This window comes from Nocardiopsis changdeensis (assembly GCF_018316655.1).
Lineage (GTDB): Bacteria > Actinomycetota > Actinomycetes > Streptosporangiales > Streptosporangiaceae > Nocardiopsis > Nocardiopsis changdeensis.
The window spans coordinates 4,220,421-4,245,296 of record NZ_CP074133.1; the positions used below are offsets into that span (position 1 = coordinate 4,220,421).

Annotated in this window: 19 protein-coding genes; 13 read left to right on the forward strand and 6 right to left on the reverse strand. The window is 71.7% G+C overall.

Annotated features, from left to right (window positions below; genetic code table 11):
- The first annotated feature begins 57 nt into the window (after positions 1-57).
- The 3 genes from KGD84_RS19450 to KGD84_RS19460 all read left to right on the forward strand — a co-directional run bounded on the left by KGD84_RS19450 (position 58) and on the right by KGD84_RS19460 (position 3,677).
- A complete protein-coding gene (locus KGD84_RS19450; protein ID WP_220561842.1) occupies positions 58-2,400 on the forward strand; it encodes a heavy metal translocating P-type ATPase in 2,343 nt (780 codons plus the stop codon).
- Between the two features lie 122 nt (positions 2,401-2,522).
- Positions 2,523-2,942 carry an Hsp20/alpha crystallin family protein gene (locus KGD84_RS19455; protein ID WP_220561843.1) on the forward strand — a complete coding sequence of 140 codons (420 nt, stop codon included), beginning with the start codon at positions 2,523-2,525 and terminating at the stop codon, positions 2,940-2,942.
- A 207-nt stretch (positions 2,943-3,149) separates the two neighbouring features.
- Positions 3,150-3,677 carry a flavodoxin domain-containing protein gene (locus KGD84_RS19460; RefSeq protein ID WP_220561844.1) on the forward strand — a complete coding sequence of 176 codons (528 nt, stop codon included), beginning with the start codon at positions 3,150-3,152 and terminating at the stop codon, positions 3,675-3,677.
- A gap of 52 nt (positions 3,678-3,729) precedes the next feature.
- Here KGD84_RS19460 and KGD84_RS19465 read toward each other — a convergent pair whose 3' ends face one another.
- Positions 3,730-4,635, reverse strand: a complete 906-nt coding sequence (locus tag KGD84_RS19465) for a universal stress protein (RefSeq protein ID WP_220561845.1) — start codon at positions 4,633-4,635, stop codon at positions 3,730-3,732.
- Between the two features lie 259 nt (positions 4,636-4,894).
- Here KGD84_RS19465 and KGD84_RS19470 point away from each other — a divergent pair, with 259 nt between their 5' ends.
- Positions 4,895-5,596, forward strand: a complete 702-nt coding sequence (locus tag KGD84_RS19470) for a CBS domain-containing protein (RefSeq protein WP_220561846.1) — start codon at positions 4,895-4,897, stop codon at positions 5,594-5,596.
- Between the two features lie 61 nt (positions 5,597-5,657).
- Here the strand turns inward: KGD84_RS19470 and KGD84_RS19475 are convergent, their stop codons facing one another.
- Complete coding sequence (locus tag KGD84_RS19475) at positions 5,658-6,485, reverse strand: universal stress protein (protein ID WP_220561847.1); 828 nt, start codon at positions 6,483-6,485, stop codon at positions 5,658-5,660.
- A gap of 393 nt (positions 6,486-6,878) precedes the next feature.
- On the opposite strand from KGD84_RS19475, the gene KGD84_RS19480 reads away from it, so the two are divergent.
- The 5 genes from KGD84_RS19480 to KGD84_RS19500 all read left to right on the forward strand — a co-directional run bounded on the left by KGD84_RS19480 (position 6,879) and on the right by KGD84_RS19500 (position 13,395).
- Entirely contained in the window at positions 6,879-7,613 is a 735-nt protein-coding gene (locus KGD84_RS19480) for a DUF4389 domain-containing protein (protein ID WP_220561848.1), read from the forward strand.
- A complete protein-coding gene (locus tag KGD84_RS19485) occupies positions 7,610-10,225 on the forward strand; it encodes a cation-translocating P-type ATPase (RefSeq protein WP_255646666.1) in 2,616 nt (871 codons plus the stop codon). Before KGD84_RS19480 ends, KGD84_RS19485 begins: the two co-directional genes overlap by 4 nt.
- A gap of 263 nt (positions 10,226-10,488) precedes the next feature.
- Positions 10,489-11,160, forward strand: a complete 672-nt coding sequence (locus KGD84_RS19490; RefSeq protein WP_220561849.1) for a CBS domain-containing protein — start codon at positions 10,489-10,491, stop codon at positions 11,158-11,160.
- Between the two features lie 542 nt (positions 11,161-11,702).
- Positions 11,703-12,386: a helix-turn-helix domain-containing protein gene (locus KGD84_RS19495; protein ID WP_220561850.1), complete on the forward strand. Its 684-nt coding sequence runs from the start codon at positions 11,703-11,705 to the stop codon at positions 12,384-12,386.
- 154 nt (positions 12,387-12,540) lie between these two features.
- Positions 12,541-13,395 carry a universal stress protein gene (locus tag KGD84_RS19500; protein ID WP_255646667.1) on the forward strand — a complete coding sequence of 285 codons (855 nt, stop codon included), beginning with the start codon at positions 12,541-12,543 and terminating at the stop codon, positions 13,393-13,395.
- A gap of 108 nt (positions 13,396-13,503) precedes the next feature.
- Here KGD84_RS19500 and KGD84_RS19505 read toward each other — a convergent pair whose 3' ends face one another.
- The 4 genes from KGD84_RS19505 to KGD84_RS19520 form a co-directional block, all read right to left on the reverse strand.
- Complete coding sequence (locus KGD84_RS19505) at positions 13,504-15,873, reverse strand: glycoside hydrolase family 65 protein (RefSeq protein ID WP_220561851.1); 2,370 nt, start codon at positions 15,871-15,873, stop codon at positions 13,504-13,506.
- Positions 15,874-16,573: 700 nt separating this feature from the next.
- Positions 16,574-18,100: a tripartite tricarboxylate transporter permease gene (locus KGD84_RS19510; protein WP_255646668.1), complete on the reverse strand. Its 1,527-nt coding sequence runs from the start codon at positions 18,098-18,100 to the stop codon at positions 16,574-16,576.
- A 9-nt stretch (positions 18,101-18,109) separates the two neighbouring features.
- On the reverse strand, positions 18,110-18,781 hold the full coding sequence (locus KGD84_RS19515) for a tripartite tricarboxylate transporter TctB family protein (RefSeq protein ID WP_255646669.1): 672 nt from the start codon (positions 18,779-18,781) through the stop codon (positions 18,110-18,112).
- Entirely contained in the window at positions 18,781-19,797 is a 1,017-nt protein-coding gene (locus KGD84_RS19520; protein WP_220561852.1) for a tripartite tricarboxylate transporter substrate binding protein, read from the reverse strand. Before KGD84_RS19520 ends, KGD84_RS19515 begins: the two co-directional genes overlap by 1 nt.
- A 142-nt stretch (positions 19,798-19,939) precedes the next feature.
- Here KGD84_RS19520 and KGD84_RS19525 point away from each other — a divergent pair, with 142 nt between their 5' ends.
- The 4 genes from KGD84_RS19525 (at position 19,940) to KGD84_RS19540 (ending at position 24,865) form a co-directional block, all read left to right on the forward strand.
- Positions 19,940-20,815, forward strand: a complete 876-nt coding sequence (locus KGD84_RS19525; protein ID WP_220561853.1) for a LysR family transcriptional regulator — start codon at positions 19,940-19,942, stop codon at positions 20,813-20,815.
- A gap of 190 nt (positions 20,816-21,005) precedes the next feature.
- Entirely contained in the window at positions 21,006-21,911 is a 906-nt protein-coding gene (gene kdgD, locus KGD84_RS19530) for a 5-dehydro-4-deoxyglucarate dehydratase (protein ID WP_255647260.1), read from the forward strand.
- Positions 21,912-23,540 carry an aldehyde dehydrogenase (NADP(+)) gene (locus tag KGD84_RS19535; protein WP_220561855.1) on the forward strand — a complete coding sequence of 543 codons (1,629 nt, stop codon included), beginning with the start codon at positions 21,912-21,914 and terminating at the stop codon, positions 23,538-23,540.
- Entirely contained in the window at positions 23,540-24,865 is a 1,326-nt protein-coding gene (locus tag KGD84_RS19540) for an enolase C-terminal domain-like protein (protein WP_220561856.1), read from the forward strand. The genes KGD84_RS19535 and KGD84_RS19540 overlap by 1 nt, the downstream gene beginning before the upstream one ends.
- The last annotated feature ends 11 nt before the right edge of the window (positions 24,866-24,876 follow it).

Here is a 24,876-nt window from a genome sequence, read left to right on the forward strand (position 1 = left end):
TTCGGAGGCGACCTTCTGCCCTGGTGCGGCCCCACTGTCCGGCGCACACTGGACCCCATGGGACCTGGAGAACGCGACGGGCGCCCGCTCCCGAGCGGCCCGACCGTGCTGCTGGCCGTATGCCTGACCGGTCTTGCCGCCGGCGTCGTCCTGCGCCTGTCCGGCCTGGCCGCCCCCTCCGACGCGGTCTGGCTGGCGGTCACCGCCGTGGCCGCTGTCGCCTCGGCCGTGTGGGTGGTGCGGACCCTGCGGGAGCGCAGGCCCGGCGTCGACGTGATCGCCCTCCTGGCGCTGGTCGGGTCCGCGCTGGTCGGGGAACTCCTCGCGGGTGCGGTCATCGCCGTTATGCTCACCGGCGGCCGGATGCTGGAGGACCGGGCCGGGCGCCGGGCCCGCCGGGACCTGAGCGCCCTGCTCGCCCGGGCGCCGCGCGCCGCACACCGGATCGACGGCGGCGGTGAGGTGGCCACCGTCCCCGTCGAGGAGGTGCGCCCCGGGGACCTGCTACTGGTCCGTCCGGGCGAGATACTGCCCGTGGACGGGCGCGTCACGTACGGGACGGCCGTGGTGGACGAGTCGGCGGTCACCGGGGAACCGCTCCCCGTTGAACGGGCGGCGGACCAGGACGTGCGCGGCGGGACCGTCAACGCCGGCGGTCCTTTCCGGATGCGGGCGACCACCGACTCCCGGGCGAGCGCGTTCGCGGCCATCGTCCGGCTGGCCCGCGAGGCCGAGGCGCACACCGCGCCGTTCGTGCGGATGGCCGACCGCTACGCCGTGGTCTTCCTTCCGGTCACCCTGCTGCTGACCGGGGCGGCCTGGTGGATGTCGGGCGACCCCGTGAGGGCGGTCGCGGTGCTGGTCGTGGCCACGCCCTGCCCGCTCATCCTCGCCGCTCCCATCGCCTTCACCTCGGGGATGTCGCGTGCGGCCCGGCGCGGGGTCATCGTGCGCAGCGGTGCCGCGCTGGAACGGCTGGCGCGCGCCCGGGTGCTGCTCTTCGACAAGACCGGCACCGTCACCGAGGGGCGTCCGGTGCTGGTCCGCGCGGTCTCAGAGGACGGGGTGTCCTCCGAGGAGGTCCTGCGCCTGGCCGCCTCCCTGGACCAGGTGTCCCCCCACGTGCTGGCCGCGGCGATCGTGCACGCGGCCAAGGAGCGCGGTCTGGACCTGCGCCACCCCGAGGGCGCCGAGGAGGTCCTGGGCCGCGGCGTCCGCGGTACGGTCGGCGGCCGCCCGGTGCGTGTGGGCAAGGCCGACTGGGCCGCGGCCGGGGACACCCTTCCAGGCTGGGTGGATCCCGTCCGCGCGGAGGCGGCGCGCGACGGGGCGGTCACCGTGTTCGTGGGTGTGGACGACCGCCTGGGCGGTGTCCTGCTGCTGCGCGACCGGCTGCGGGCGGACGCCCCGCGCACCCTGCGGCTGCTGCGCCTGGCCGGGGTCGAGCGCGCGGTGATGGTCACCGGTGACCGGGGGGACGTCGCCGAGCGGATCGCCGCGCACGTGGGCGCGGACGCCCTGTACGCCGGGCAGTCCCCGACCGACAAGACCGAGGTGGTGCGCGCCGAGAGCGCGAAGGCCCCCACCGTCATGGTCGGTGACGGGGTCAACGACGCGCCGGCCCTGGCCGCGGCTGACGTCGGTGTGGCACTCGGAGCGCGCGGCTCCACCGCCTCCTCCGAGACCGCCGACGTGGTGATCACCGTGGACCGGCTCTCCCGGGTGGCCGAGAGCATGGCGATCGCCCGCCGCACGCGGGCGATCGCACTCCAGAGCGTGGTGGTGGGGATGCTCCTGTCGGCGGTGGCGATGGTCGCGGCCGCGTTCGGGCTGCTGCCGCCGACGGCGGGGGCGCTGGTCCAGGAGGGGATCGACGTCGCGGTGATCCTCAACGCCCTGCGGGCGCTCTCGGGAGGGCGCCGCGGGCTCGGCCCCGAACTGCGCGGGGACGACGCCGAGCTGATCCGCGAGCTCCAAGAGGAGCACATCCGGCTGTGGCCGGGGATCGAGGCGCTGGTGCCGGCCGCGGAGATCCTCGTCGGAGGCGGGGAGGACGAGCGGGCCGCGGCGGTCGCGGGCCTGCGCGGGTTCCTCGGCGAGCTGTCCGCCCACGAGCAGCGTGACGAGCAGCTGCTCTACCCGAGGGTCGCCGACGCCTTGGGCGGACCGGACACCACCGCGGCGATGAGTCGGGAGCACACGGAGATCGCGGAGCTGACCCGCCGCCTGCGCGCCGCGCTGGACGAGGCCGATGACGCTCCGAAGGGCGCAGACGACGCACGCCGGTACGCGGCGCGGGTCGCCGTCGAGCTCTATGCGGTCCTGCGCCTGCACTTCGCCCAGGAGGAGGAGGGCTTCCACGTGCTGGCCGCGCCGGGGGAGGTCCCGCGGGACGGGTGACGGAGGTCCCTGCGGGACGAACCCTTCGGCGTCTGTCGCGGAGGCCGCGGCGGAGGTCGAGTGGAGGCAGGGCCGCGGTCCGCCGACTCGGGCCCGTGCCCCTGAACCGAGGAGATGAAGACATGAACGCCATCGCCCGCCGCACCGGACCGTCGCTCTTCCCCGACCTGGCCGAGCTGTTCGACGCACCCTTCTTCGCCGGGAGGTCGCCCGCGGGACTGCGGGTCGAGACCGCGATGGAGGGCGACAGGTACGTGGTCCGGGTGGAGGCGCCCGGGATGGACCCTGACAAGGACCTCGCCGTCACCGTTGAGCACGGGGTCCTGGTGATCCAGGCCGAGAGGAGCGAGAGCACGTCGACGCCGCAGCACTCGGAGTTCCGCTACGGCTCCTTCAGCCGCACGCTCACACTCCCCGCGGACGCCTCGGAGGAGGACGTCACCGCCTCCTACGACAAGGGCATCCTCGAAGTGAGCATCGGCCTGTCCCCGCGTTCGGAGAGCGGCCGACGGGTGCCCATCTCCCGCAAGGCCCAGGAGTAGCCGCCGCTTCAGGTCGCCTGCGAACGGCACGGGAGGGTGGGATGCGACTCCCGATGGATCAGCGTCCCGTTGGCGGGGCCCTCCCGTGTACCGGTCCCCGGCGCTCGTCCACTGCGAACTCTCATCGGAGGCGGGCGCGGGGGCCGACCGCCGGTCGCCCGCACGTAAGCCGCCCCGTAAAAGGGCACACGGCATGGAGGTGCCGTCATGACAGTGCTGGTGGGTTATGCGAGTGAACACGGATCAACAGAGGGAGTCGCACGAAGGATCGCGGTACGGCTACGTGAGCGGGGCTGCACCGCGGACGCGCAACCGTTGGCAGAGGCGCCGGGAGCGGAGGTCTACGAGGCCGCGGTCCTGGGCAGCGCCGTGCACGGCGGCGCCTGGCTCACGGAGGCATCCGACTATCTCCGGGCCAACACCGACGCGCTAGGGCGGATGCCGGTCTGGTTGTTCAGCGTAGGCCTGGCCAGGGCGGTCGGGGGCTGGTTCGAGAAACACGCCCGCGACCCAGAGGAGATCATGGAGCTGTGCAGGGGATTCGATCTCCGCGAGCACCGCCTGCTCGCCGGCGCCCTGCGGCCGGAACACATCCCATTGCCGGGACGGGTCTTCTACCGGCTCATCGGAGGCCACTACGGGGACTTCCGGGACTGGGACGAGATCGACGCATGGGCCGACACGATCGCCGCGGACCTGTCGGCGGCGGGTGCCTCGGGCACCGCGTCGGTGTGACGGCCGCCCGCCCTGGGGGCGGCGAGCTGCGGTCCCCTGCTCCGTCCGCCAGTCAGTGGCGGGGGCGGCGCACGACCGCGACCGGGCACGGGCTATGGGAGATCACGTGCCTGCTCACCGAACCCAGCAGCATTCCGGCGAAACCGCCCCGACCGTGCGAGCCGACGACCATCAGGTCGCAGTCCTGGGCCGCGGCGCACAGGGCCTGGGCCGGGTGCCCCACTGCGACGACCTCCTCGACCCGCACCTGCGGCCACCGGACGCGTTCGTCCGCGATCGCATCGGACAAGAGACGTCCGGCTGCCGCTCGCGCCTCGGTTTCCGCGGTCTCCTTCTCCTTTTCACTCCCGGTCCAAGACGGTTCTTGCAGCGCGCCGAAGCGCCACCAGGCGTGCTCCTCGTGCACCGTAACCGCACGAAGCACCGCCTTACGTGTATCAGCGGCGGGGAATGCCCATTCCACGGCGAGTCGTGCGGTCTCCGAACCGTCGACCCCCACCAGTATGCGCCCGGTAGCGGTTCCGGGCGGCAGGTCCGGCACGATCACGATGGGGCACAGGGCGGAGACGAGCATCTCCAGGTCCGTGGACCCAGGAATGACGGCGTCCACGGCCGTCCGGTGGTGTGCGCCCATGACCAGCATGTGCGCCTTCTGGCTCTCCAGTAGGAGAACGGTGACCGGGTCACTGGTGATGTGCACCGCTTCGACGGTGAGGTCGGGTTCAAGTTGCAGGGCGCGAAGGCGCGCGCTCCCCACGATGCGGAGGGCGAACTCGTCCACGTCGAAGCCCGGCAGGTCCCGGGGCAGGGAGTGATAGAGGGGCCAGGAGAAGGCGTACACGAGACGGAGCCGCCGACCTCGCCGACGGGCCTCGCCCGCCGCCCAGTCGACGGCCCGCTCGCTCGCCGGCGATCCGTTGACAGCCACCACCACGGGTGCGTTCGCACTCTGGGCCATTGTTCTCCCCTAACCGCTAGAGGACACTCTTCTCCCAGGTTAGAGCGTTCAAAGGCCTCATCCCCAGGGGCGTACGTCCCGTCCTGGGAATGACTCGATGAGGTCCGGCGCCGGGACCCACGGCCCTGGTCCCCGGAAGCGGAGGAAGGGAGGATGGCGGACGAGGAGTGGATTCGGATCGAGTTCGGATCGGGCGACCCGTGTCGCCCCGTCTGCTCCGCACGAACGCGGTCCGGTCCGAGGCCGGGGGGAGCCCGTGATGCGTACCGTGCAAGACGTCATGACGACCGAGGTCTTCTCAGTCACCGAGGACGCCGACTACAGGGATGTCGCCTCAGCGCTGGTCGAGCGGCGGGTGGGCGCGCTGCCGGTGACCGACGCTGGGGGGCACGTGGTCGGTGTGGTTTCCGAGGAGGACCTGCTCCACAAGGAGGAGTTCGCAGGAGGGGACTACCGGCCGCCTGTGCGCGCCCGGTTGCGGGCGCGGACGGGTGCCGGGGGGAACGCCGCGGACAAGGCCGAGGCCAGAAGTGCAGGCGGGCTGATGACGAGCCCGGCCATCACGGTGTCCCCTGACAGGAGTGTGGTCGCCGCGGCCCGTTCGATGGAGCGCCACGGGATCGGGCACCTGCCGGTGGTCGACGGTGGCGGGCACCTGATCGGGATCGTGGGCAGGCGCGACCTGCTGTCGGTGTTCATCAGAGAGGATGACGACATAGCAGAGGAGGCCCGTGACCAGATCGCAGAAGCCCTGCGGCCGGTACGCGTCCAGGATCCCGTCGTCGATGTCGCAGACGGGGTGGTGAAGCTGTCGGGGACGGTGGAGCACCGCAGTGAGGCACAGGCGATGATCCGCCGGATCAGGGGCGTGGAGGGTGTGGTGGCGGTCGAATCCGATCTGCGCTGGCGTGTCGACGACATCGTGCCCGAGTACGTCCGATGGCGCTCCGGCACCCCCTGACCCGGCGGCATCGGCCCACCGGATGTACGTCGCCCCGCGTGGACGTCGGCCCCCGCTCCGCTCAGGAGGCGTGCACGATCATGAGCGGGCAGGGCGCCGAATGCAGCAGTCCGTGTGCGGTCGACCCCAGCGCGGCGCGCGGGAACCCGTGGCGTCCCCGTGCGCCGATCACGAGCAGGCCGGCGCCCTGCGCGGCATCGGCCAGAGCGGTCACCGGGTGTTCCTCCAGGACCCGTGCATCGACCTGCACGTCAGGGTGCTCGGCACGCAGGGGTGCCAGGTCGTGTTCCAACTGCTCTTCTTCGGAGGTGCCCACCACCGCGGGCGCCGGCAGGTTGACCGGTCGCCAGGCGCGTACCACGTGTACGCGCGCACCGCGCAGGGCGGCCTCCTCGAATGCCGTGGCCAGTGCCCGTCGGCCGTGCGGTGAGCCGTCGTCGCCCGTCACGATGAGCCGCTCGTCCGCCTCTCGGGGTTCGGGACCGACCACGACCACGGGGGCCGGGGAATGCGCGGCGACCCGGTAGGCCACTGAACCCACCTTCATGCCCGGAACGCCGCCTCTCCCGCGGAGTCCGACGACGACCAGTGCGGCCTGCGGAGCCCGGTTCAGAAGCGCCTTCACCGGGGAGTCCAGCACAGCGGCCCGCTCTGCGGACACGTCGTTACGTGTATCCCGGACCCTCTGCCGTGCCGTGTCCAGGACGTCGTCGACGCCCCTGCGGACCTCCTCTGCGGACAGGGTGAACGCGGCCTCGGCCGGCGGCATGGCGAAAGCCGTCAACAGGAGTAGGCCGCAGCCGCGCCGGGACGCTTCGGCGGCGGCCCACCCGACCGCTCCGAGCGCCGGTTCAGAGCCGTCCACACCCACCAGGATCGGCCGCGTCATGGAAGTTCCTCCGTCGGTCTCCAGGCCTCGTGCGCCGGGCCCGGCCGCCAGGAGCGGTGCCGGGCCGTATCCGGGTCCCGATATGCCGCCGGTGCGAAGGCAGACCGGTCTCCGGTGCCAGGGTACTTCGAGAGACACGAAGAGTAATGAACAAAAGACCGAGTGTTGTCCTGCTTGCGGTGGGCCTTGGCCAGCGCGATGCCCCACGGTGGATCCCGCGTCCCTGGATCATCTCCGGCCCACAGGGCGGAGAACAGCACGGCCGGGACCGCCCTCATGGGACGTCGGACCCTGTGATCGGCGTCGGAAGCCTCTGGTGGGCATGCAAGGCGGTTGGAAGGGTCGGGAGCAGTGGTATGGCCGCAGTCGGGGCCCGCCTTGGAGGTGGTCGGCATGAACGACGGTACGCGCTACCCGGTTCAGGTCGAGGGGACTCTCGACCCGTCGCTGAGCCGCTGGCTGTGGCTGGTGAAGTGGATCCTGGTGATTCCCCACTACGTCGTGTTGGTCTTTCTGTGGATCGCGTTCTTCGTGCTGACCGTGGTGGCGTTCTTCGCGATCCTGTTCACGGGCCGCTACCCGCGGGGGATCTTCGGCTTCAACGTGGGGGTGCTGCGGTGGAGCTGGCGGGTCGCGTTCTACGCCTACGGGGTGCTGGGGACCGACCGCTACCCGCCCTTCACCCTGTCGGCCGATGTCGACTACCCGGCACGGCTGGAGGTCGCGGTGCCCGGTGACCTGTCGCGGGGCCTGGTCCTGGTCAAGTGGTGGCTGCTGGCGATCCCCCACTACCTGGTGGTCGCCCTGTTCACCACCGGGGCCGTGCGGGCGGTTTCGGAGCCGGACGGCTCCCCGGGGGCGCAGGGCCCCGAGGTCGTGTTCCAGTCCCCCGGGCTGATCGGGCTGCTGGTGCTGTTCGCGGCGGTGGCCCTGCTCTTCACCGGGTCCTATCCGCGGGGCCTGTTCGACTTCCTGCTCGGGATGCACCGCTGGGGGCTGCGGGTCGCGGCGTACGCCGCGCTGATGACCGACCGCTATCCGCCTTTCGTTCTGGAGAAGGGCGGCGAGGAGGCGGGAACGGTTCCGCTCCGCCCCGATGAGCCCCTCGGCGGTGGAGAAGCCCGGTGAGCGCTGTCCCGGGCACGGGCGACACCGCTGGAGCGGCGCCTCCGCCCGGGCCGCAGGTGCACGGCCTGACGTCTGCCGAGGCCGCGGAGCGCCTGGGCCGTGACGGGCCCAACGTGCTGCCCTCGGCCCGCCGCTCGCCGCCGGTCGTCCTGCTGCTGCACGAGATCACGCACTTCTTCGCCGTGCTGCTGTGGATCGCGGCGCTCTTGGCGGTGGTCGGGGGCATGCCCCAGCTGGGCTTGGCGATCATGGTCGTCGTCCTGGTGAACGGCGGTTTCGCGTTCGTCCAGGAGTACCGTGCCGACCGTGCCGGGCAGCGACTGCGCGAGATGATGCCCGCCACCGCCCTGGTGGTCCGGGACGGCACCCGCCGTCCGGTCGATGTGACGGCGCTGGTGCGGGACGATCTGGTCGTGCTTCGGTCGGGGTCCCGGGTACCGGCCGACATGCGCCTGGTTCGAACACACGGCCTGGCCGTGGACGAGTCCCCCCTCACGGGCGAGAGCGCACCGGTCCGCCCCGGTGAGGGGGGAGGGGTCCATGCCGGTACTTACGTGGTGGAGGGTGAGGCGGAAGGGGTCGTGACCGCCACGGCCGGGCACACCCGGCTGGGTGGGATCGCCGCCCTCTCCCGCCAGGCCCGGAGACCGCCCAGCCCTCTCTCCGTGCAACTGCGCCGAGTGGTCTCCGTCATCTCGGGGATCGCAGCCGGGGTCGCGGTGGTCTTCTTCGCGATCTCCCTTCTGCTGGGCGCCGGTGCGTCCGAGGGTTTCCTGCTGAGTGTCGGTGTTGCGGTGGCGCTGGTCCCGGAAGGGCTACTGCCCACCGTCACCCTGTCCCTGGCACGGGCCGCACACCGCATGGCCCGCTCCCGCGCCCTGGTCAGGCACCTGGAGTCGGTAGAGACCCTGGGGTCGGCGACGTTCATCTGCACCGACAAGACGGGAACACTCACCAGGAACGAAATGGAGGTGGTGAGGGTCTGGACCCCCTCCGGAACCGTCCACATCCGAGGTGGGGGCTACGGACCGAGGGCCGAGGTGTCGGGCGGTGAGGAGCAGATGAGGGCGGCGCGACTGCTGGCGCAGGCCGCGGCGCTCAGCTCCCCCAACGGAGTCCGTCTGGTCGAGGGCCACCACCGACCGGTCGGTGATCCCATGGAGGCGGCCCTGCACGCCCTGGCCGCCCGCACTGGTGCGGACGCTGCCGAGGCGGTGGACCGGTACTTTCCCTTCGATCCCCGACGCCGCCTGTCCTCCGCGGTGGTCGGCGACCAGGTCTACGTCAAAGGGGCGCCCGACGCGCTGCTGCCCCGGTGCGGGCCCGTCCGGGCGGCCGAGGCGGCGCTGACCTCGATGACCGGGCGCGGGCTGCGTGTGCTCGCCGTGGCCCGGCGCCGGATCGACCATATGCCCCAGGAACCGCGGGAGGCCGAGAACGGCTTGGTGCTGCTCGGCATGGTGGGTCTGGAGGATCCTCCTCGCGACGGGGTGCGCGATGCGATCGCCCGCTGTCGAACGGCCGGGGTGCGTGTGGCGATGGTGACCGGCGACCACCCGGGTACGGCACTGGCCATCGCGAGGGAGGTCGGCCTGGTCCGCGGGACGCCTCTCGTCGCCACCGGGAGCTCGCTGCCGGACGACGAGAGGGACCTGGGGAGATTGCTGGACCACGACGGGGCGGTGCTGGCCAGGGTGACCCCGGAGGACAAGCTTCGGATCACCGCGGCCCTGCAGCGCCGCGGGCACGTAGTGGCGATGACAGGTGACGGGGTCAACGACGGCCCCGCCCTGCGCCGCGCCGACATCGGCGTCGCCATGGGGGCCTCGGGGACCGACGTCGCCCGTGAAGCGTCGGACCTGGTCCTGCTGGACGACCACTTCGCGACGATCGTGGCGGCGATCGAACTGGGCCGGTCCACTTTCGCCAACATCCGCCGGTTCCTCACGTATCACCTGGTCGACAACGTCGCAGAGCTCACCCCGTTCCTGGCCTGGGCCGCGAGTGGTGGGGATTTCCCCCTCGCCCTGGGCGTCCTCCAGATCCTGGCCCTGGACATCGGCACCGACCTGCTGCCCGCCCTGGCGCTGGGGGCCGAACCGCCCAGCTCTCGGACCATGACCACCGGACCGCCCCGGGGTGCGCTGATCGACCGGAAGGTCGTCATCCGTGTTTTCGGAGTGCTCGGCCCCGTCGAGGCCGCCGCGGCGCTGGGGGCGTTCACCGCCGTTCTGTGGAGCGGCGGCTGGCGGTGGGGGCTGGATCCCGGGCCGGAACTGCTCACCACGGCTTCGGGTACCGCCTTCGCCACAGTCGTACTCGGTCAAATGGCGGTGGCCCTCGCCTGCCGCAGCGAGAGCACACCGGTGGTCTCCCTCTCACCTCGGACGAACCCGATGCTGGGGTGGGCGATCGCGACCGGGATCATCTCCCTGGGGATTTTCCTGGTGGTTCCCCCGTTTCCCGCGCTGCTCGGTGGCACCTTGCCGCCACCGCTCGGCTGGGCCGCGGCGGTGTGCGCGGTCCCGGCGCTGGTTCTGGCCGACCTGGTGCACAAGAGGGTGGCCACTGCCCGGAGCATCGAGAAATCCGTCCGCCCGGGCCGGACGTGAGTACGGGGGGATCGCCCGGAGTGGAGACCGTTCCAGATCCTCCTCCGTGTACGCGGGTGTCGCACCGCCACGGCGGGAACGGCACCGGGCTCCTTCGGCCCGCGTCTTCCTGCTCCCACCGCAGAGGGACCGGGCCTGAGGAAGTGGCGGGTCGAGGTCCAACGTCCCTTCACCGGGGGACGTCCGTGCCGTGCGCCCTACACGGAGTCGGGGCAGGACCCTGAAGAGAGCGGACCTGATGATACCGGTCGGGGGAGGTTCCCATGAATGCGACCGTAGGCGACCTGATGACCGAACACGTCTTCGCCGCCCGGGAGGACACCGGGTACAAGGACCTCGCCGCCTTCATGCGCCGCCACCACGTCAGCGCTCTACCCGTCGTGGATGCCGAGAACCGGGTCCTCGGCATCGTCTCGACGGCCGACCTGCTCACCAAGCTCGCCGACCCCGACTCAGAGGAAGGCTATATGGCGGAGCCCTTCCGGGAGCGCCTCGACCGGATCAAGAGCAGCGGGGCGGTCGTCAGGGATCTGATGACGGCTCCGGCCGTCACCATCACAGCCGACGCAGAGCCCCGCGAAACCGCGGCCCTCATGCGCGATCGCGGGGTCAAGCGGCTCCCCGTGGTGGACGGAGAAGGCCGTCTGGTGGGGATCGTGAGCCGAGCCGACCTGCTCCGGGTGTACGAGGTTCCCGACGACGAACTCCAGCGGATGGTGGACCGCGAGATCGTGCACGGGATGTTCGGCCTGGACGATGTCGAGACGGCGGTCCGCCGAGGGGTGGTCACACTGACCGGCGATGTTCCTCAACGCTCCGATATCCCCCGTCTTGCTCATGCTGTGCGCGCCGTCGAGGGAGTGGTCCGCGCCGACTGCAGGCTGTCCTACCGGCACGATGACCTCATGGCCCTGGAATCGGTGGTGCAACGGTGAGACAGGGCGCCGAGGGGACGGATCCGCGACGGGCCCCATGGCCAACGAATCAGGTCTCGCCACCTTGGGGCACGCCGGCACGGTCGACACGGCTCGTGCGAGCGGGAGGAGAGCGGGGTTCCGGGAGATGGTCCGGTACTCGTCCGGCGAGGAACGCACCATGATCCCGGCCTCGCGTAGGTCGATCGCGGCTCGTGCGCACAGACCGGTTCAGGCCCGGCGGGTGAGGGCACCCTGCTCGGCGGAGACCCGGCCGTCCCCGAGCAGAGGGAGGGCCCGTGATCGGTCGGCGGGTTCGGCCACCGTTCACAGGGAGTTTTCACCTTGGAGTACCGCACCATCGCACATACGCGCGGTCACGGAGCAGAGTGGCGTCGGATCGATGAACCCGTTCCACAGGAGTCGGCCCAGGCCGGTTGCCGCCGACATGTCGGGAGCCGTGTTTCGGCACGTCGAGGAAGGCCTGTGTCCGCATAGGTAGAACTGCGACAACGCGGAACGCGGGTGTGACCGCCCATTCCGCCGGGAGAAGAGGCCGTCCCATGGGACGAGGAGAAGGGCACCGCGGCCACCCGGGCAGCGATCTGGGGCGCAGAGCGGCGGCTCGACGCAAGGAACTGGGGCTCACCAGAGAGGAGGTCGCCTGCCGGGCCGACATGGATCCCGGCTACGTCGCCTATCTGGAAGAGCATGCCACACGTATGACCCGGGAGGCCCTGTACCGCCTTGCCTCGGCTTTGGGCACCACACAGGACCTCCTGCTGGGGAGCGGCACCGACGTGCCGCCGGGTGCGGCGACGACGGCGGCGCCCCTCCCCGAGACGACCGTGCTCTCACCGGAGAAGTGCATGGAACTCATCCGGCCCGGCGGTGTGGGGCGGTTCGGCTTCATCCCTGCGGGGGCGACCGTTCCAGCGATCCTTCCGGTGAACTACCTCGTCCATGAGGGCGCCATCGTCTTCCGGACGACGCGAAACGGATCGATCGCGGGGTACGTCCCCGGTGACGGCGCCTTCGAGGTCGATCGCGTCGACGGGGCTGTGAGCGAGGGGTGGAGCGTCCTGACGACCGGGCCCGCGGAGCCTGTCACGCAGGCGGCCGAGGCCGCCGCTCTGAGGTCTCGCGCTCCCGTGCGTCCCTGGGCGGGAGGAGAGCGCGAACTCCTCGTCCGCCTGGTCCCCCGGTCGATGAGCGGACGCCGCGTGGGCGGCTCTGGTCCGCGTTGAGGAGGCGAGGAACAGGGGACGCGACCCGGCGTCGCAGTGGTGGATGCACGCCTACCGGACGGTGGCGGGCCCGATGTGGAGTCCAGGTCAAGCGGCCGTTGGTCCATGGCGGTTCCGGCACCGGGGGACGACATCGTAAGACAGGGGATTGCAGGTGTCCGAGTACATTCTGGTCGGAACCGACGGGTCGAAAGCGGCGATGGCCGCGCTCCTCTGGGCCGCCCGTGAGGCACGGAGGCGCGCTCGGCGCCTGTTCGTGCTCTGTGTCTATGACGCGGACTCGCTCCACCGGTGGGTGGTGAGGCCCACAAGCCTCAGCGAACAGGAGGCCCGGCACGCGGTACGTGCTGCGACCGATCTCGTGGCGGCGGTGGCCCCCGAGGTGGAAATCACTGAAGAGGTGGTCGCCAGATCCTCACCGACCCTGGCCCTTCTGGAGCGTTCCGAACGTGCCTCTTCGGTGGTGGTCGGCACGCACGGTACCAGTGTGTTGCCGGGTACCGTACTCGGAACGACGGCGGACCAGGTGGCCGCCCACGCATCGGTGCCCGTGGTCCTGGTCCGTCCCGAACCCGTGCCCGAGGGCGCACGCGACATCGTGGTGGGGGTCGATGGCTCCCCTGGGGCCGGACACGCCTTGGCGACGGCATTGGAGACCGCCGTCCTCTGGGGTGCCCGGGTCCGCGCGGTTCGGGCATGGACGGCCCCGGCATCGATGGTGGCCCCTCGCTCGGAGGAGGAGGGCCGGATCCAACGGTGGCGTCGCGAAGACCTGCAACAGTCGGTGGAACCCTGGGCGAAGCGGTATCCGAACGCCGAGGTAGTGCTCGAAGTGGTGCGCGAGCACCCCGTTCGGGCGCTGTCGGCCGACACCCGGAACACGTGTCTGATCGTGGTGGGTGCCAGGGGCGGGCACGGTTTCGCGGGGCTTGCCCTGGGCAGCGTCGCCCGAGGGGTCCTGTACCGCTCGGACCGGCCCGTGATGGTGGTCCATCGACCGCAGACCTGACGCTCCCGGATGAGCGGAGGACGGCGTCCGGGAACAGGGCCGGTGGAAACGCCGGGCCCGTTGGTTGGGACGTCCGTCGGCCCGACACGCTGTCGGGCCGTGCATTCCCTACCGGGACAGGGGAAGCACACAGGACGAACCGGGTGCCACCGACACCGTCCTGTCTTTGAGCCGGATCTCGATGGGCTGCAGTTTCGACGGCGGCACTGTGATCCTCACATGGTCCGGGTGCACGTCGAGCCGTACTTCCCAGTGATCGTGGTAGCGCAAGTCGTAGGACAGACGGCTCAGACCCCCTGGCAGCAGCGGGCTGAGGTGCAGAGCGTCGGTCATGGTGGCCAGGCCCGTATAGCACCGGGTGAGCAGGTCGACCGTGCCGGCCATGGCCCCCAGGTGGATGCCTTCGCCGGTCGTTCCCCCCTGTGCGTCCTCGATATCCCCTCGAAGCGCTTCACGGAAGAACACCCAAGACGCCTCACGGTCGGTCCGGGACAGCACCCACGAGTGCACGACGGAACTGAGGGTCGAACCATGGGAGGTGCGCGCGAGGTAGTAGTCCACAGTGCGGGGAATGAGCCCGGGGTCGTAGGCGTAGCCGAGGCGGCGCAGTATCTCCGCGAGCTCCTCGGCCGGCAGCAGGAAGAACAGCATGAGAGCATCGGCCTGTTTGGAAGCCTTGTAGCCGTTGCAGCTCTCCCCCTCCGCCTCCAGCGCGCGGTCGAGGCGCCGGACACCGCGGTGGGCGTCCCAGTCCAGCTCTTTCAGCTCCTCGTAACCGGCGAACTGGCTGATCACCCCCTCGTGGAAGGGGACGTGCATCTTGCGTGTGACATCCTCGAAGCGCTCGGTCTCACCGCTTCCGAGCCCGAGCGTCTCCTCCAGGGCCCTGAGCCTGGGCCTGGGCAGTATCCGCAGTACGTCCAGGGCCCGCAGCATCACCCACACGGCCATGATGTTGGTGTAGGCGTTGTCGTCCAGACCGGGCGTGGTCCGGTCGGGATAACCGTCGTGGTATTCGTCCGGACCCATGACCCCGCGTACCGTGTACCGGTCCAGAGCCTTGTCGTAGGAGCACATGTCCGCGAAGGCCCTGGCGATGTCGATGATGAGTTCGGCCCCGAACTCCGAAAGGAAGGCGTGGTCACCGGTCGCCTGGTAGTGCTGCCAGACGTTGTAGGCGATCGCGAGGCCGACATGGCGCTGCAGGTGCGAATTGTCGGCGATCCAGTGTCCGGACCGGGGATTCAGGTGCATGCTCTGGGTCTCCTCCCGGCCGTCGGTCGCACTCTGCCAGGGAAAGAGGGCACCCCGTAGGCCGGCAGCGGCGGCGGCGGCCCGCGCCTGCGGCAACCTTCGCCAGCGGTAGCGGAGCAGGGCACGGGCGGTCTCCGGTAGTCGCAGGTTGAGGAAGGGCAGGACGAACAGTTCGTCCCAGAACACATGGCCCCGATACGCCTCGCCGTGCAGCCCTCTGGCGGGTACACCCACGTCGAGGTCGGCCGTGTGCGGTGACAGGGTCTGCAGGATGTGGAAGATATGGAGGTTCAGAACCATCTGCTCCTCCTCGTCTTCGATGGAGAGCGCGCAGGTACGCCATAGATGACGCCAGGCCGTGGTGTGGTCGTGCAGCAATTCGTCGAAGGTGCCCGCCCGGGCCAGGGTGAGACGGGCGGCTTCGAGGCAGCCTCCGACGGCATGGTCGCGTGAGGTGTGCAGGGCGACCACCTTTTCGACGGTGGTCTGCTGTCCCTCGGTCAGCTCCAAAGCGAGGTCGGTGGCGACCCATGCCTCCTCCGCGCGGGTCTTCGGGGACGTGGGGAGCGCCCCTTGGGTGATGCGGGTCCGGGCGGCGTAGGCGAGCTCGACCGCCGAGGTGAGGGTTCGGCAGTGCAGCCAGGCGAGCCCGGGGCCGTCCGATCCGGTACCCAGGGGGGACAGGTGGAGACCGTTCAGATCGCGGTAGCGGTCCACCCCCGCGTTGGTGACCCTTCCGTCGAGGGCCGACCTGACGACTGCGGTCCCACTCCAGTTCTCGGGCAGCAGGGTCGTCTCCAGAGCCGCCAGATGCGGGGCGTGCATGGAGACCAGGCGCCTTTGTGTCACCCGGGTGGTCCTGGGGCCGTCCACGACATGGAATGTGCGGGTCAGCAGTCCACGCCGCATGTCCAACTCCATGCGCTGGGGAAGGTCGGGGGAGGGCTCGTCGAACCAGTCGCCGTCATCGGCTCGGAAGGTCAGGGGCAGCCAGTCCGGGGCATTGACCAGGTCCTCGTTCTCGACCCGGTGCCCTTGCACGGTGGAGGAGGCCCGGTCATAGCAGCCGGCTACGTAGGTACCCGGATAGTGCTCCCCTCCTCTCCGGCATTCGGGAGGGGCACCGCGCGTGGCGAAATAGCCGTTCCCCAGGGTACAGAGCGTCTCACGGACTCCTGCCCGAGCCGGCTTCGCCCCCTCGTAGACCAAGGACCAGCGACTCATGCCTCCTCCGTCGGCGTCGAGATGGTGAGATGGATCCCCGACCGGGTGGACCCGGGCACCACACGGTCACGGTGTCCCTCATCGCGGTCGGGAGGCGCCGGTGCTCCACCTGCCCGTCCAGGTGGAGCACCGGTGTCTCCCGACCGAGTTCCCGGGGCATCCTCCTGCGGCGGTGACGAGGGACTACGGAAATCCAGAATGGGAAATTAAAAAATTAATAGTGAGTTTTCATCTCATAACAAGTGGAATGCCCGAAGAAGGTGTGCTCAAGCCGGGACATAGGGCCCTCATGACAGAGCCGTTCGACCTGCGCGGAGCGCACCCCGGTGACACATGACCCCATTCCCGTCTCGTTCCCGTGGCAGGCCGCACCGACCAAGGCGGTGACGTCCGGTGCTGGTGCCGGACCGTTGGAGGGAAGCACCCGGTTCGGTTCCGGCGACCGGACCAGACCGAAAGCGGATGCCCCCGCGCGGCCAGAACAGGCCTTTCCCCGGCCGAGGACGGCACCGAGACGGGCCGGCCCCGGAAGGTATTCGGGGTTCCTCCGTGTTCATCGCCGAGGCCGCCGAAGGGCAACCGCCTGGACATGTGGCGCGACGAATACCCGCTCGGGGTACCGACCTCGGCGACGTGGCACATATGTGGATAAGCGATGCGGACCAACGGAAGCGGCTTCGAAGCACGACCACACATCCGATCATTCACTGCTACGGGCCTTCTCGCGCTCGGCCGGGGCCGCGGCGGCGCGGCGGGCGAACAGCATCCGCGCCACCGGCAGGAGGACGACCACGAGCAGCAGCGCCAGCAGCGTCCCCGAGATGGGGCGCGTGGCGAAGCCCAAGACGTCGCCGTCGAACAGCAGCAGGGACCTGCGCAGCGAGCTCTCCAGCAGCGACCCCAGCACGAACGCCAGGACCAGGGGCCCGGGCTCGAACCCGAACTTCTTCATGAGGTAGCCCAGCACCCCGAAGACGACCACCAGGACGATGTCGAAGACGCTGTTGCGCACCGTGTACACGCCCACCAGGGTGATGAGCACCGTGATCGGGGCGAGGACCGCCGGGCGGATCCGCAGGATCCGCACGAAGAGGCCGACCAGGGGGATGCTCATGATCAGCAGCAGGATGTTGCCGATGTACATCGAGTTGATCACCCCCCAGAACAGCTCCGGCTCCTGGGAGACCAGCTGCGGCCCCGGCGGCACGCCCTGGATGAGCAGCGCCCCGAAGATGACCGCCATGGTGGCGTTGGCCGGGATCCCCAGCGTCAGCAGGGGGATGAACGACGAGGTGGCCGCCGCGTTGTTGGCGGTCTCCGGGGCGGCCACGCCCTCCACCGCGCCCCGGCCGAACCGCTCCGGGGTGCGGGACCGGCGCTTCTCCAGGGCGTAGGAGGCCATCGACGCCAGGGTGGCGCCGCCGCCCGGCAGGATGCCCAGGACGAAGCCCAGGACCGAGCCACGGGCGATCGCCCCGGAGGACCGGCGCAGGTCGGAGCGGGAGGGCCAGGTGTTGGCGACCTTCACCGGGCCGGAGATCGCGCGGTGGCGCTGCTCCAGGTTGTGCAGGATCTCCCCGATGCCGAACAGCCCCATCGCGATCGGCACGAAGTCGAGCCCGTCGGCCAGGGCCAGGGAGTCGAACGTGAACCGCTCGGCACCGGTGAAGGTGTCGCGGCCCACGGTCGCCAGCAGCAGGCCGAGCCCGGCGGCGACCAGCGCCTTGACCCGCCCGCCGTTGCCGACGGTGGCCACCAGCAGGATGCCCAGCAGGGCCAGCACCGTGTACTCCGGCGGGCCGAAGTCCAGTGCGAAGCCCGCGACCAGGGGGGCCACCACGGACAGGGCGACGATCGAGACCGTGCCGCCCGCGAAGGACCCGATGGCGGCGATCCCCAGCGCGGTCCCGGCGCGGCCCTGCTTGGCCAGCATGTGGCCGTCGAACACCGTCACCACCGACGAGGCCTCGCCGGGCAGGCGGAGCAGGACCGAGGTGATGGTGCCGCCGTACTGGGCGCCGTAGAAGATGCCCGCGAGCATGATGATCGCGGTCACGGGCTCGATGCCGAAGGTCAGGGGCAGCAGGATCGCGATGGTGGCCGCGGGGCCCAGTCCGGGCAGCACCCCGACCAGCATGCCGATCAGGACGCCGATCAGGCAGTAGAGCAGGTTGGTCGGTTCGAGGACGACGCCGAACCCGTTGATCATGGGGGCCAGGGAATCCATCGGCACTTCCTAGAAGAGGTGGGGGATCGGCACGGACAGCAGGCCCACGAAGACCGCGTAGAAGGCCGCGACGATGAGGACCGAGGCCACGGCGGACAGCCGCCAGGACTCGCCGCCGAGGAAGCGCAGCCACACGAATGCCAGCAGCGCCGAGGGGATCTCGAAGCCGATCGTGCCGATCAGGGCGATGAAGCCGGCCATCGTGCCGACCCCGGCGAGGATCTTCCACGAGGCGGCGGAGAAGGCCTCGGTGTCCGCGGTGCGGCGGGCCGTCCCCAGCAGGACGCATCCCAGCACGGTGATCGCGGCGCAGATGACCAGGGGCCAGGTGCCGGCCTCGGGTTCGGCCGGGGTGCCGACGCCCAGGGACCAGGAGGCGAGGCATCCGACCGCGCCGAAGGCGGTGACCACGAGGGCGACCGCGACGTTGGCCGCCGGGCCCAGCGGCTCCGGGGCGTCCTCGGGCCCGGCGTCCGCGTCCTGCGCTTCCACGCTCTGCGCTTCCGCGTTCTGCGCTTCCGCCTCCGGCGCTCCGGGGCCCTTCGTGCCCATGGCGGGCTCGGAGGGCGCGGCGGCGGTGTCCGGAGCCTGCGGGGCGGCGTCCGCGGCGTCCGGGGCGGGCGCCCCGCCGGAGGCCGGGCCGGCCTCCGGCACCACGGGCTTTCCGGGTCCGGCCCCCATCAGCCCTCTCCGCGCATGTCGATCCCGTACTCCTCGACCATGGCCCGGTAGGACTCCCGGGAGGCGTTCCACTCCTCCACCACCTGGGCGGGCTCGGTCTCGTGCGGGGTGAAGAAGTTGTCCTCGTTGAAGGTCCGGTACGCCTCGCCGGCGAAGACCTCGTCGAACGCCGAGCGCAGCTTCTCGACGACCTCCTGCGGGGTGCCGCCGGGGGCGACCACGGCCCGGTACTGGGAGACCAGCACGTCGTAGCCCTCCTCCGCGGCGGCGGGCACGTCGGGCAGGTACTGGTTGCGCTCGTCGGCGAAGGTGGCCAGCGGGGTCAGCTCGCCGGCCTCGATCTGCGGCATGGCCTCGCCGATCTGCACCACGCCCACGTCCACCTGCGAGCCCAGGACGGCGACCAGGGTGGGCGAGCCGCCGTCGAAGGGCACGGGGGTGCCCTCCACGCCCGCCTGGGCGAAGAGCAGCTCCTGCGCGAGCTGGCTGCCGGTGCCGACGCCGGTCGTGCCGTACTTGATGCCGTCGCCGTCCTCGACCAGGTCCTGGAGGGTGTCGAAGTCCGAGGAGGCGGCGGTGACGAGCACGTAGTCGTCCCGGGAGATGCCGGTGACGACTTCGAAGTCGGCCAGGTCGACGGCCTCGTCCTCGGCCACGGCCAGCGGGGTGATGGCGACCAGGGAGGCGTTGATGACCATGAGGTTCTGGCCGTCGGGCTCCTGGGCGGCGAGCTCGCCCGCGGCCAGGGCGCCGTTGGCGCCGGGGGTGTTGACGACGGGCATCGCGACGCCCAGCGGCTCCTGGGCGCCCTCGGCCAGGGCGCGGGCGATGAGGTCGGTGCTGCCTCCCGGGTCCTGGCCGACGAGGAGGTCGATCGGGCCCCGGGGGTAGTCGCCGCCACCGCCGCCCCCGCCCGACAGGTTCCCGCCGCAGGCCGAGGCGGTCAGCGAGAGGCCGAGGGCCGCGGCGGCGGCCGCCGTGCGGCGCGCGTAACGCCCGCGCGGTGTGTGGGTCATGTTTCCTCCTGCTTGCGATGCCGTACCGGGGGGCCGGCGCATCTGTGAACGGGGTCACGCGTTCGGGTGAGTGGCAGCATAGAAAGCACCGATCATGCATGTCCAAGTCGAATGCGGCATAAGCTGATACCTTCAGGGCATCATGTTCTCTTTCGAGCAACTGCGGGGTTTCGTCGCGGTCGCGGAGGAACTGCACTTCGGCCGGGCCGCCGAGCGCCTGTCGATGACCCAGCCCCCGCTGAGCCGCCAGATCCAGAAGCTGGAGCGCGAGGTCGGGGTCCTGCTCCTGGAGCGCGACCGCCGCCACGTGGTCCTCACCGCCGCCGGGGAGGCCTTCCTGGCCGAGGCCCGGCGCCTGCTCGCCCTGGCCGAGCGCGCCCCCGACCTGGCGCGGCGGATCTCGGCCGGGTCCAGCGGCACCCTGCACATCGGGTTCACCGCGGCCTCCTCCTACGGGGTCCTGGGCCGCCTGCTCAACACCGTGGAGGAGCAGCTCCCCGAGATCGACATCGAGCTGTCGGAGATGGTCACCCGCGAGCAGGTCGCGGCGCTCTCCTCCGGGGAGCTCGACCTGGGCCTGGGCCGCCCGCCGTTCGACTCGGAGCTCTTCGGCTCCCGGGTCCAGCACCGCGAGCAGCTGCTCGTGGCCGTGCCGCGGGACCACCCGCTGGCGGCGCGGCCGGGGCCGCTGCGGCCCGACGACCTCATCGACGTGCCGCTGATCATGCACTCCCCCATCAAGGCGCGGTACTTCTACGACCTGGTGGTGAGCCTGCTGCCCATCTCCCACCAGAACGTCGTCCACACGGTCAGCCAGGTGCTGACGATGGTGTGGCTGGTCGCGGCGGGCCGGGGCATCGCCTTCGTGCCGGCCTCGGCCACCGGCCTGGGCGTGGAGGGCGTGGTCTACCAGGCGCTGGAGGGGCTGCCCGAGGACCCGGTGGAGCTGCACCTGATCTGGCCGCGGGCCACGCGCAACCCCGTCGTCCGGCGCGTCCTGGAGATCGACCCCGGCTGAGGGCGCCCGCCTCCCCCGCTGGCGGGACCCCGGCCCGGAACACGAGACCCCTGATGCCCTCCCGGTATCAGTTGATGCAAAACCAGTCTTGGACAGCATCGAAACTCACTCCGTACGGTAACGGCAACACACCCGCGGGCACCAGCCCACCGGGCCGCCCCCACCTACGCGAGGACGACGCGTGAACCCGATGCACCCCGATGACCTGGCACGGAGGCTCTCCCTGGGCCTCCTGTCCTTCCCCGTGACCCACTTCGACGCCGACCTCGCCTTCGACGAGGACCGTTACCGGGAGCACCTGTCCTGGCAGGCCGAGCACGACGTGGCGGGCCTGTTCGCCGCGGGCGGCACCGGCGAGGGCTTCTCCCTCACCCCCGAGGAGATCGATCGCGTGGTGCGCGCCGCGGTCGGCGAGGTCGGCGGGCGCGTGCCCGTGCTCGCCCCGGCGACCGGCGGCACCGCCGCGGCCGCCGCCCAGGCCCGCGCCGCCCAGGAGGCGGGCGCGGACGGCGTCCTGCTGCTGCCGCCCTACCTCACCGAGGCCGGGCAGGAGGGCCTGATCGAGCACGTGAGCGCCGTGTGCCGGGCCACCGACCTGGGCGTGATCGTCTACAGCCGGGCCAACGCCGTGTACACCCACCACACGGTGGCCGCCCTCGCCGAACGCAACCCCAACCTCATCGGCCTCAAGGACGGCGTCGGGGACATCGAGGCGATGACGCGCACCTACGCCACCGTCGGGGACCGCCTCATCTACATCGGCGGCCTGCCGACCGCCGAGACCTTCGCCCTGCCCCTGACGGAGCTGGGCGTGACCACCTACTCTTCGGCGATGTACAACTTCGTCCCCGGGTTCGCCCTGGAGTTCTTCGCCGCGGTCCGCTCCCGGGACCGGGCGGAGGTCTACCGCAGGCTCAACGAGTTCGTGCTGCCGTACCTGGAGATCCGCGACCGGGGCCGCGGCTACGCCGTCTCGATCGTCAAGGCCGGGCTGGACGCCGTCGGCCGCCACGGCGGGCCGGTCCGCCCGCCGCTGACCGCCCTCGCCGAGGACGAGTGCGCGGAACTCGCCGCCCTGATCCGAAAGGTCTCCTGAATGTCCGAGCACACCGCCTCCGCGACCGCGGCCCTGGACGGCCGTCCCCTCGTGGCGGGGCGGCCCGTGGAGGGGGCCGCCGGCTCCCTGCTCGCGGTCGACCCCGCCACCGGCGAGGAGTTCGGCCCGCCCATCGGGCTGGTGGACGCGGCCCAGATCGAGGAGGCCACCCGGGCCGCGGAGGAGGCGTTCGACGCGTTCCGCTCCCAGACCCCGGCCGAGCGCGCCGCCTTCCTGCGCCGTGCCGCCGACAACATCGACGGGCTGGGCGAGGAGCTGGTGGACCGGGCGGTGCGGGAGACGGGCCTGCCCCGCGGCCGCATCGAGGGCGAGCGCGCCCGCACCACCGGCCAGCTGCGCATGTTCGCCGGCATCGTCGAGCGGGGCGACGCCCTCCAGGCCCGGATCGATCCCGCGCTGCCCGACCGCGCCCCGCTGCCCCGCCCCGACCTGCGCCTCGTGCACATCCCGGTCGGGCCGGTCGCCGTCTTCGGCGCGAGCAACTTCCCGCTGGCCTTCTCCACGGCGGGCGGCGACACCGCGTCGGCGCTGGCCGCGGGCTGCCCCGTGGTGGTCAAGGGGCACAACGCCCACCCCGGCACCGCGCTGCTGGTCGGACGCGCCGTGGCGGACGCCGTCGCCGCCTCCGGGCTGCCGCCGGGCGTGTTCTCCGTGCTGTTCGGCGCGGGGAACGACATCGGCCGGGCCCTGGTGACCGACCCCCGGATCAGGGCCGTGGCCTTCACCGGCTCGCGAGCCGGGGGCCGGGCCCTGATGGACCTCGCCGCCGCCCGGCCCGAGCCCGTCCCCGTGTTCGCCGAGATGTCCTCGGTCAACCCGGTCGTGATCCTCCCCGGCGCCCTCGCCGACGAGGGCGCGACCGCGCTGGCCGACGCCTACGTCGCCTCCCTCACCCTGGGCTCGGGGCAGTTCTGCACCAACCCCGGGGTGGTGTTCGTCCCCGAGGGCCCGGACGGCGACCGGTTCGTCGACCGTGCCGCGCGGCTCGTGTCCGAGGCGGCCGGGAACACCATGCTCACCGCCGGCATCGCCGCCGCCTTCGACCGGGGCGTGCGGGCGCTGGAGGACCACCCCGGGACCGAGGCCGCCGCCCGGGGCGAGGCCGGACCCGGCCCCAACGCCCCGGCCCCCGCGCTGTTCACCGTGGACGGGGACGCCTTCGCCGCCGACCCCCGCCTCCAGGAGGAGGTGTTCGGCGCCGCGGGCCTGCTGGTCCGCCACTCCTCGGCGCAGGCGCTGGCCGGGATCCTGGAGCGGATGGAGGGCCAGCTCACCGCCACCCTGCACGCCGACGCCGGGGACCCCGGCGACCTGGCCGCGGCGCACGCCCTGCTGCCGGTCCTGGAGCGGCGCGCCGGGCGGCTGCTGTTCGGCGGCTGGCCGACCGGGGTCGAGGTCGCGCACGCCATGGTGCACGGCGGCCCCTACCCCGCCACCTCCGACTCCCGCGGCACCTCCGTGGGCGGCCTCGCCCTGAACCGCTTCCTGCGGCCGGTCTCCTACCAGGGGATGCCCGACGCCCTGCTGCCGCCCGCGCTGCGGGAGGGCGACCCCTGGCGGCTGGACCGGCGGATCGACGGCACGCTGGTGCCGGGAGGACAGGCCTGATGAGCACACCCGTCATCACCTCCGTCGAGGTCGTCCCCGTCGCCGGGCACGACAGCATGCTGCTCAACCTCAGCGGCGCGCACGGCCCCTTCTTCACCCGCAACATCGCGATCCTCACCGACAGCGAGGGGCGCACCGGGCTGGGCGAGGTGCCGGGCGGAGAGGCGATCCGGTCCACGATCGCCGACGCCGCCGACCTCGTCGTCGGCCGCCCCGTGGCCGAGCTCAACCCGCTCCTGCGACGGGTGCAGGACGCCTTCGCCGACCGGGACCGGGGCGGCCGGGGGCGGCAGACCTTCGACCTGCGCACCACCGTGCACGCGGTCACCGCCCTGGAGTCGGCCCTGCTCGACCTGCTGGGGCAGCACCTGGGCGTGCCCGTGTGCGACCTGCTCGGCGAGGGCCGCCGGCGCGACCGGGTGCCCATGCTGGGCTACCTGTTCTACATCGGGGACCGGGCCCTGACACCGCTCCCCTACCTCGCCGAGAAGGAGCCCGCCGACGACTGGGAGCGGCTGCGGCGCGAACCCGCGCTCACGCCGGAGGCCGTGGTGGCGCTGGCCGAGGCCGCCGCGGACCGGTACGGGTTCCGCGACTTCAAGCTCAAGGGCGGGGTGTTCTCCGGGGAGGAGGAGGTGGCCGCCGTCCGGGCGCTGGCCGCGCGCTTCCCCGACGCCCGCGTCACCCTGGACCCCAACGGCGCCTGGTCGCTGGCCGAGGCGGTCGCCCTCTGCTCGGACCTGCACGGCGTGCTCGCCTACGCCGAGGACCCCTGCGGCGCCGAGGACGGCTACTCCTCCCGCGAGGTGATGGCGGAGTTCCGGCGGGCCACCGGCCTGCCCACGGCCACCAACATGATCGCCACCGACTGGCGGCAGCTGGCGCACAGCGTCCGCACGCACGCGGTGGACATCCCGCTGGCGGACCCGCACTTCTGGACGATGCGCGGCTCGGTGCGGGTGGCCCAGCTGTGCCGGGACTTCGGGCTCACCTGGGGGTCGCACTCCAACAACCACTTCGACATCTCCCTGGCGATGTTCACCCACGTGGGCGCCGCCGCCCCCGGGCCGATCACTGCCCTGGACACGCACTGGATCTGGCAGGACGGACAGGCGCTGACCCGGCGTCCGCCGCGCATCGAGGACGGCGGGATCACCGTCCCGACCGCGCCCGGCCTGGGCGTGGAGCTGGACCGCGACGCCCTGGACGCGGCCCACCGGCTCTACCTGGAGCACGGGCTGGGCGCGCGCGACGACGCCGCCGCGATGCAGTACCTGATCCCCGGATGGGCCTTCGACCCCGACCGCCCGGCCCTGGTCCGCTGACACCGCCCCCT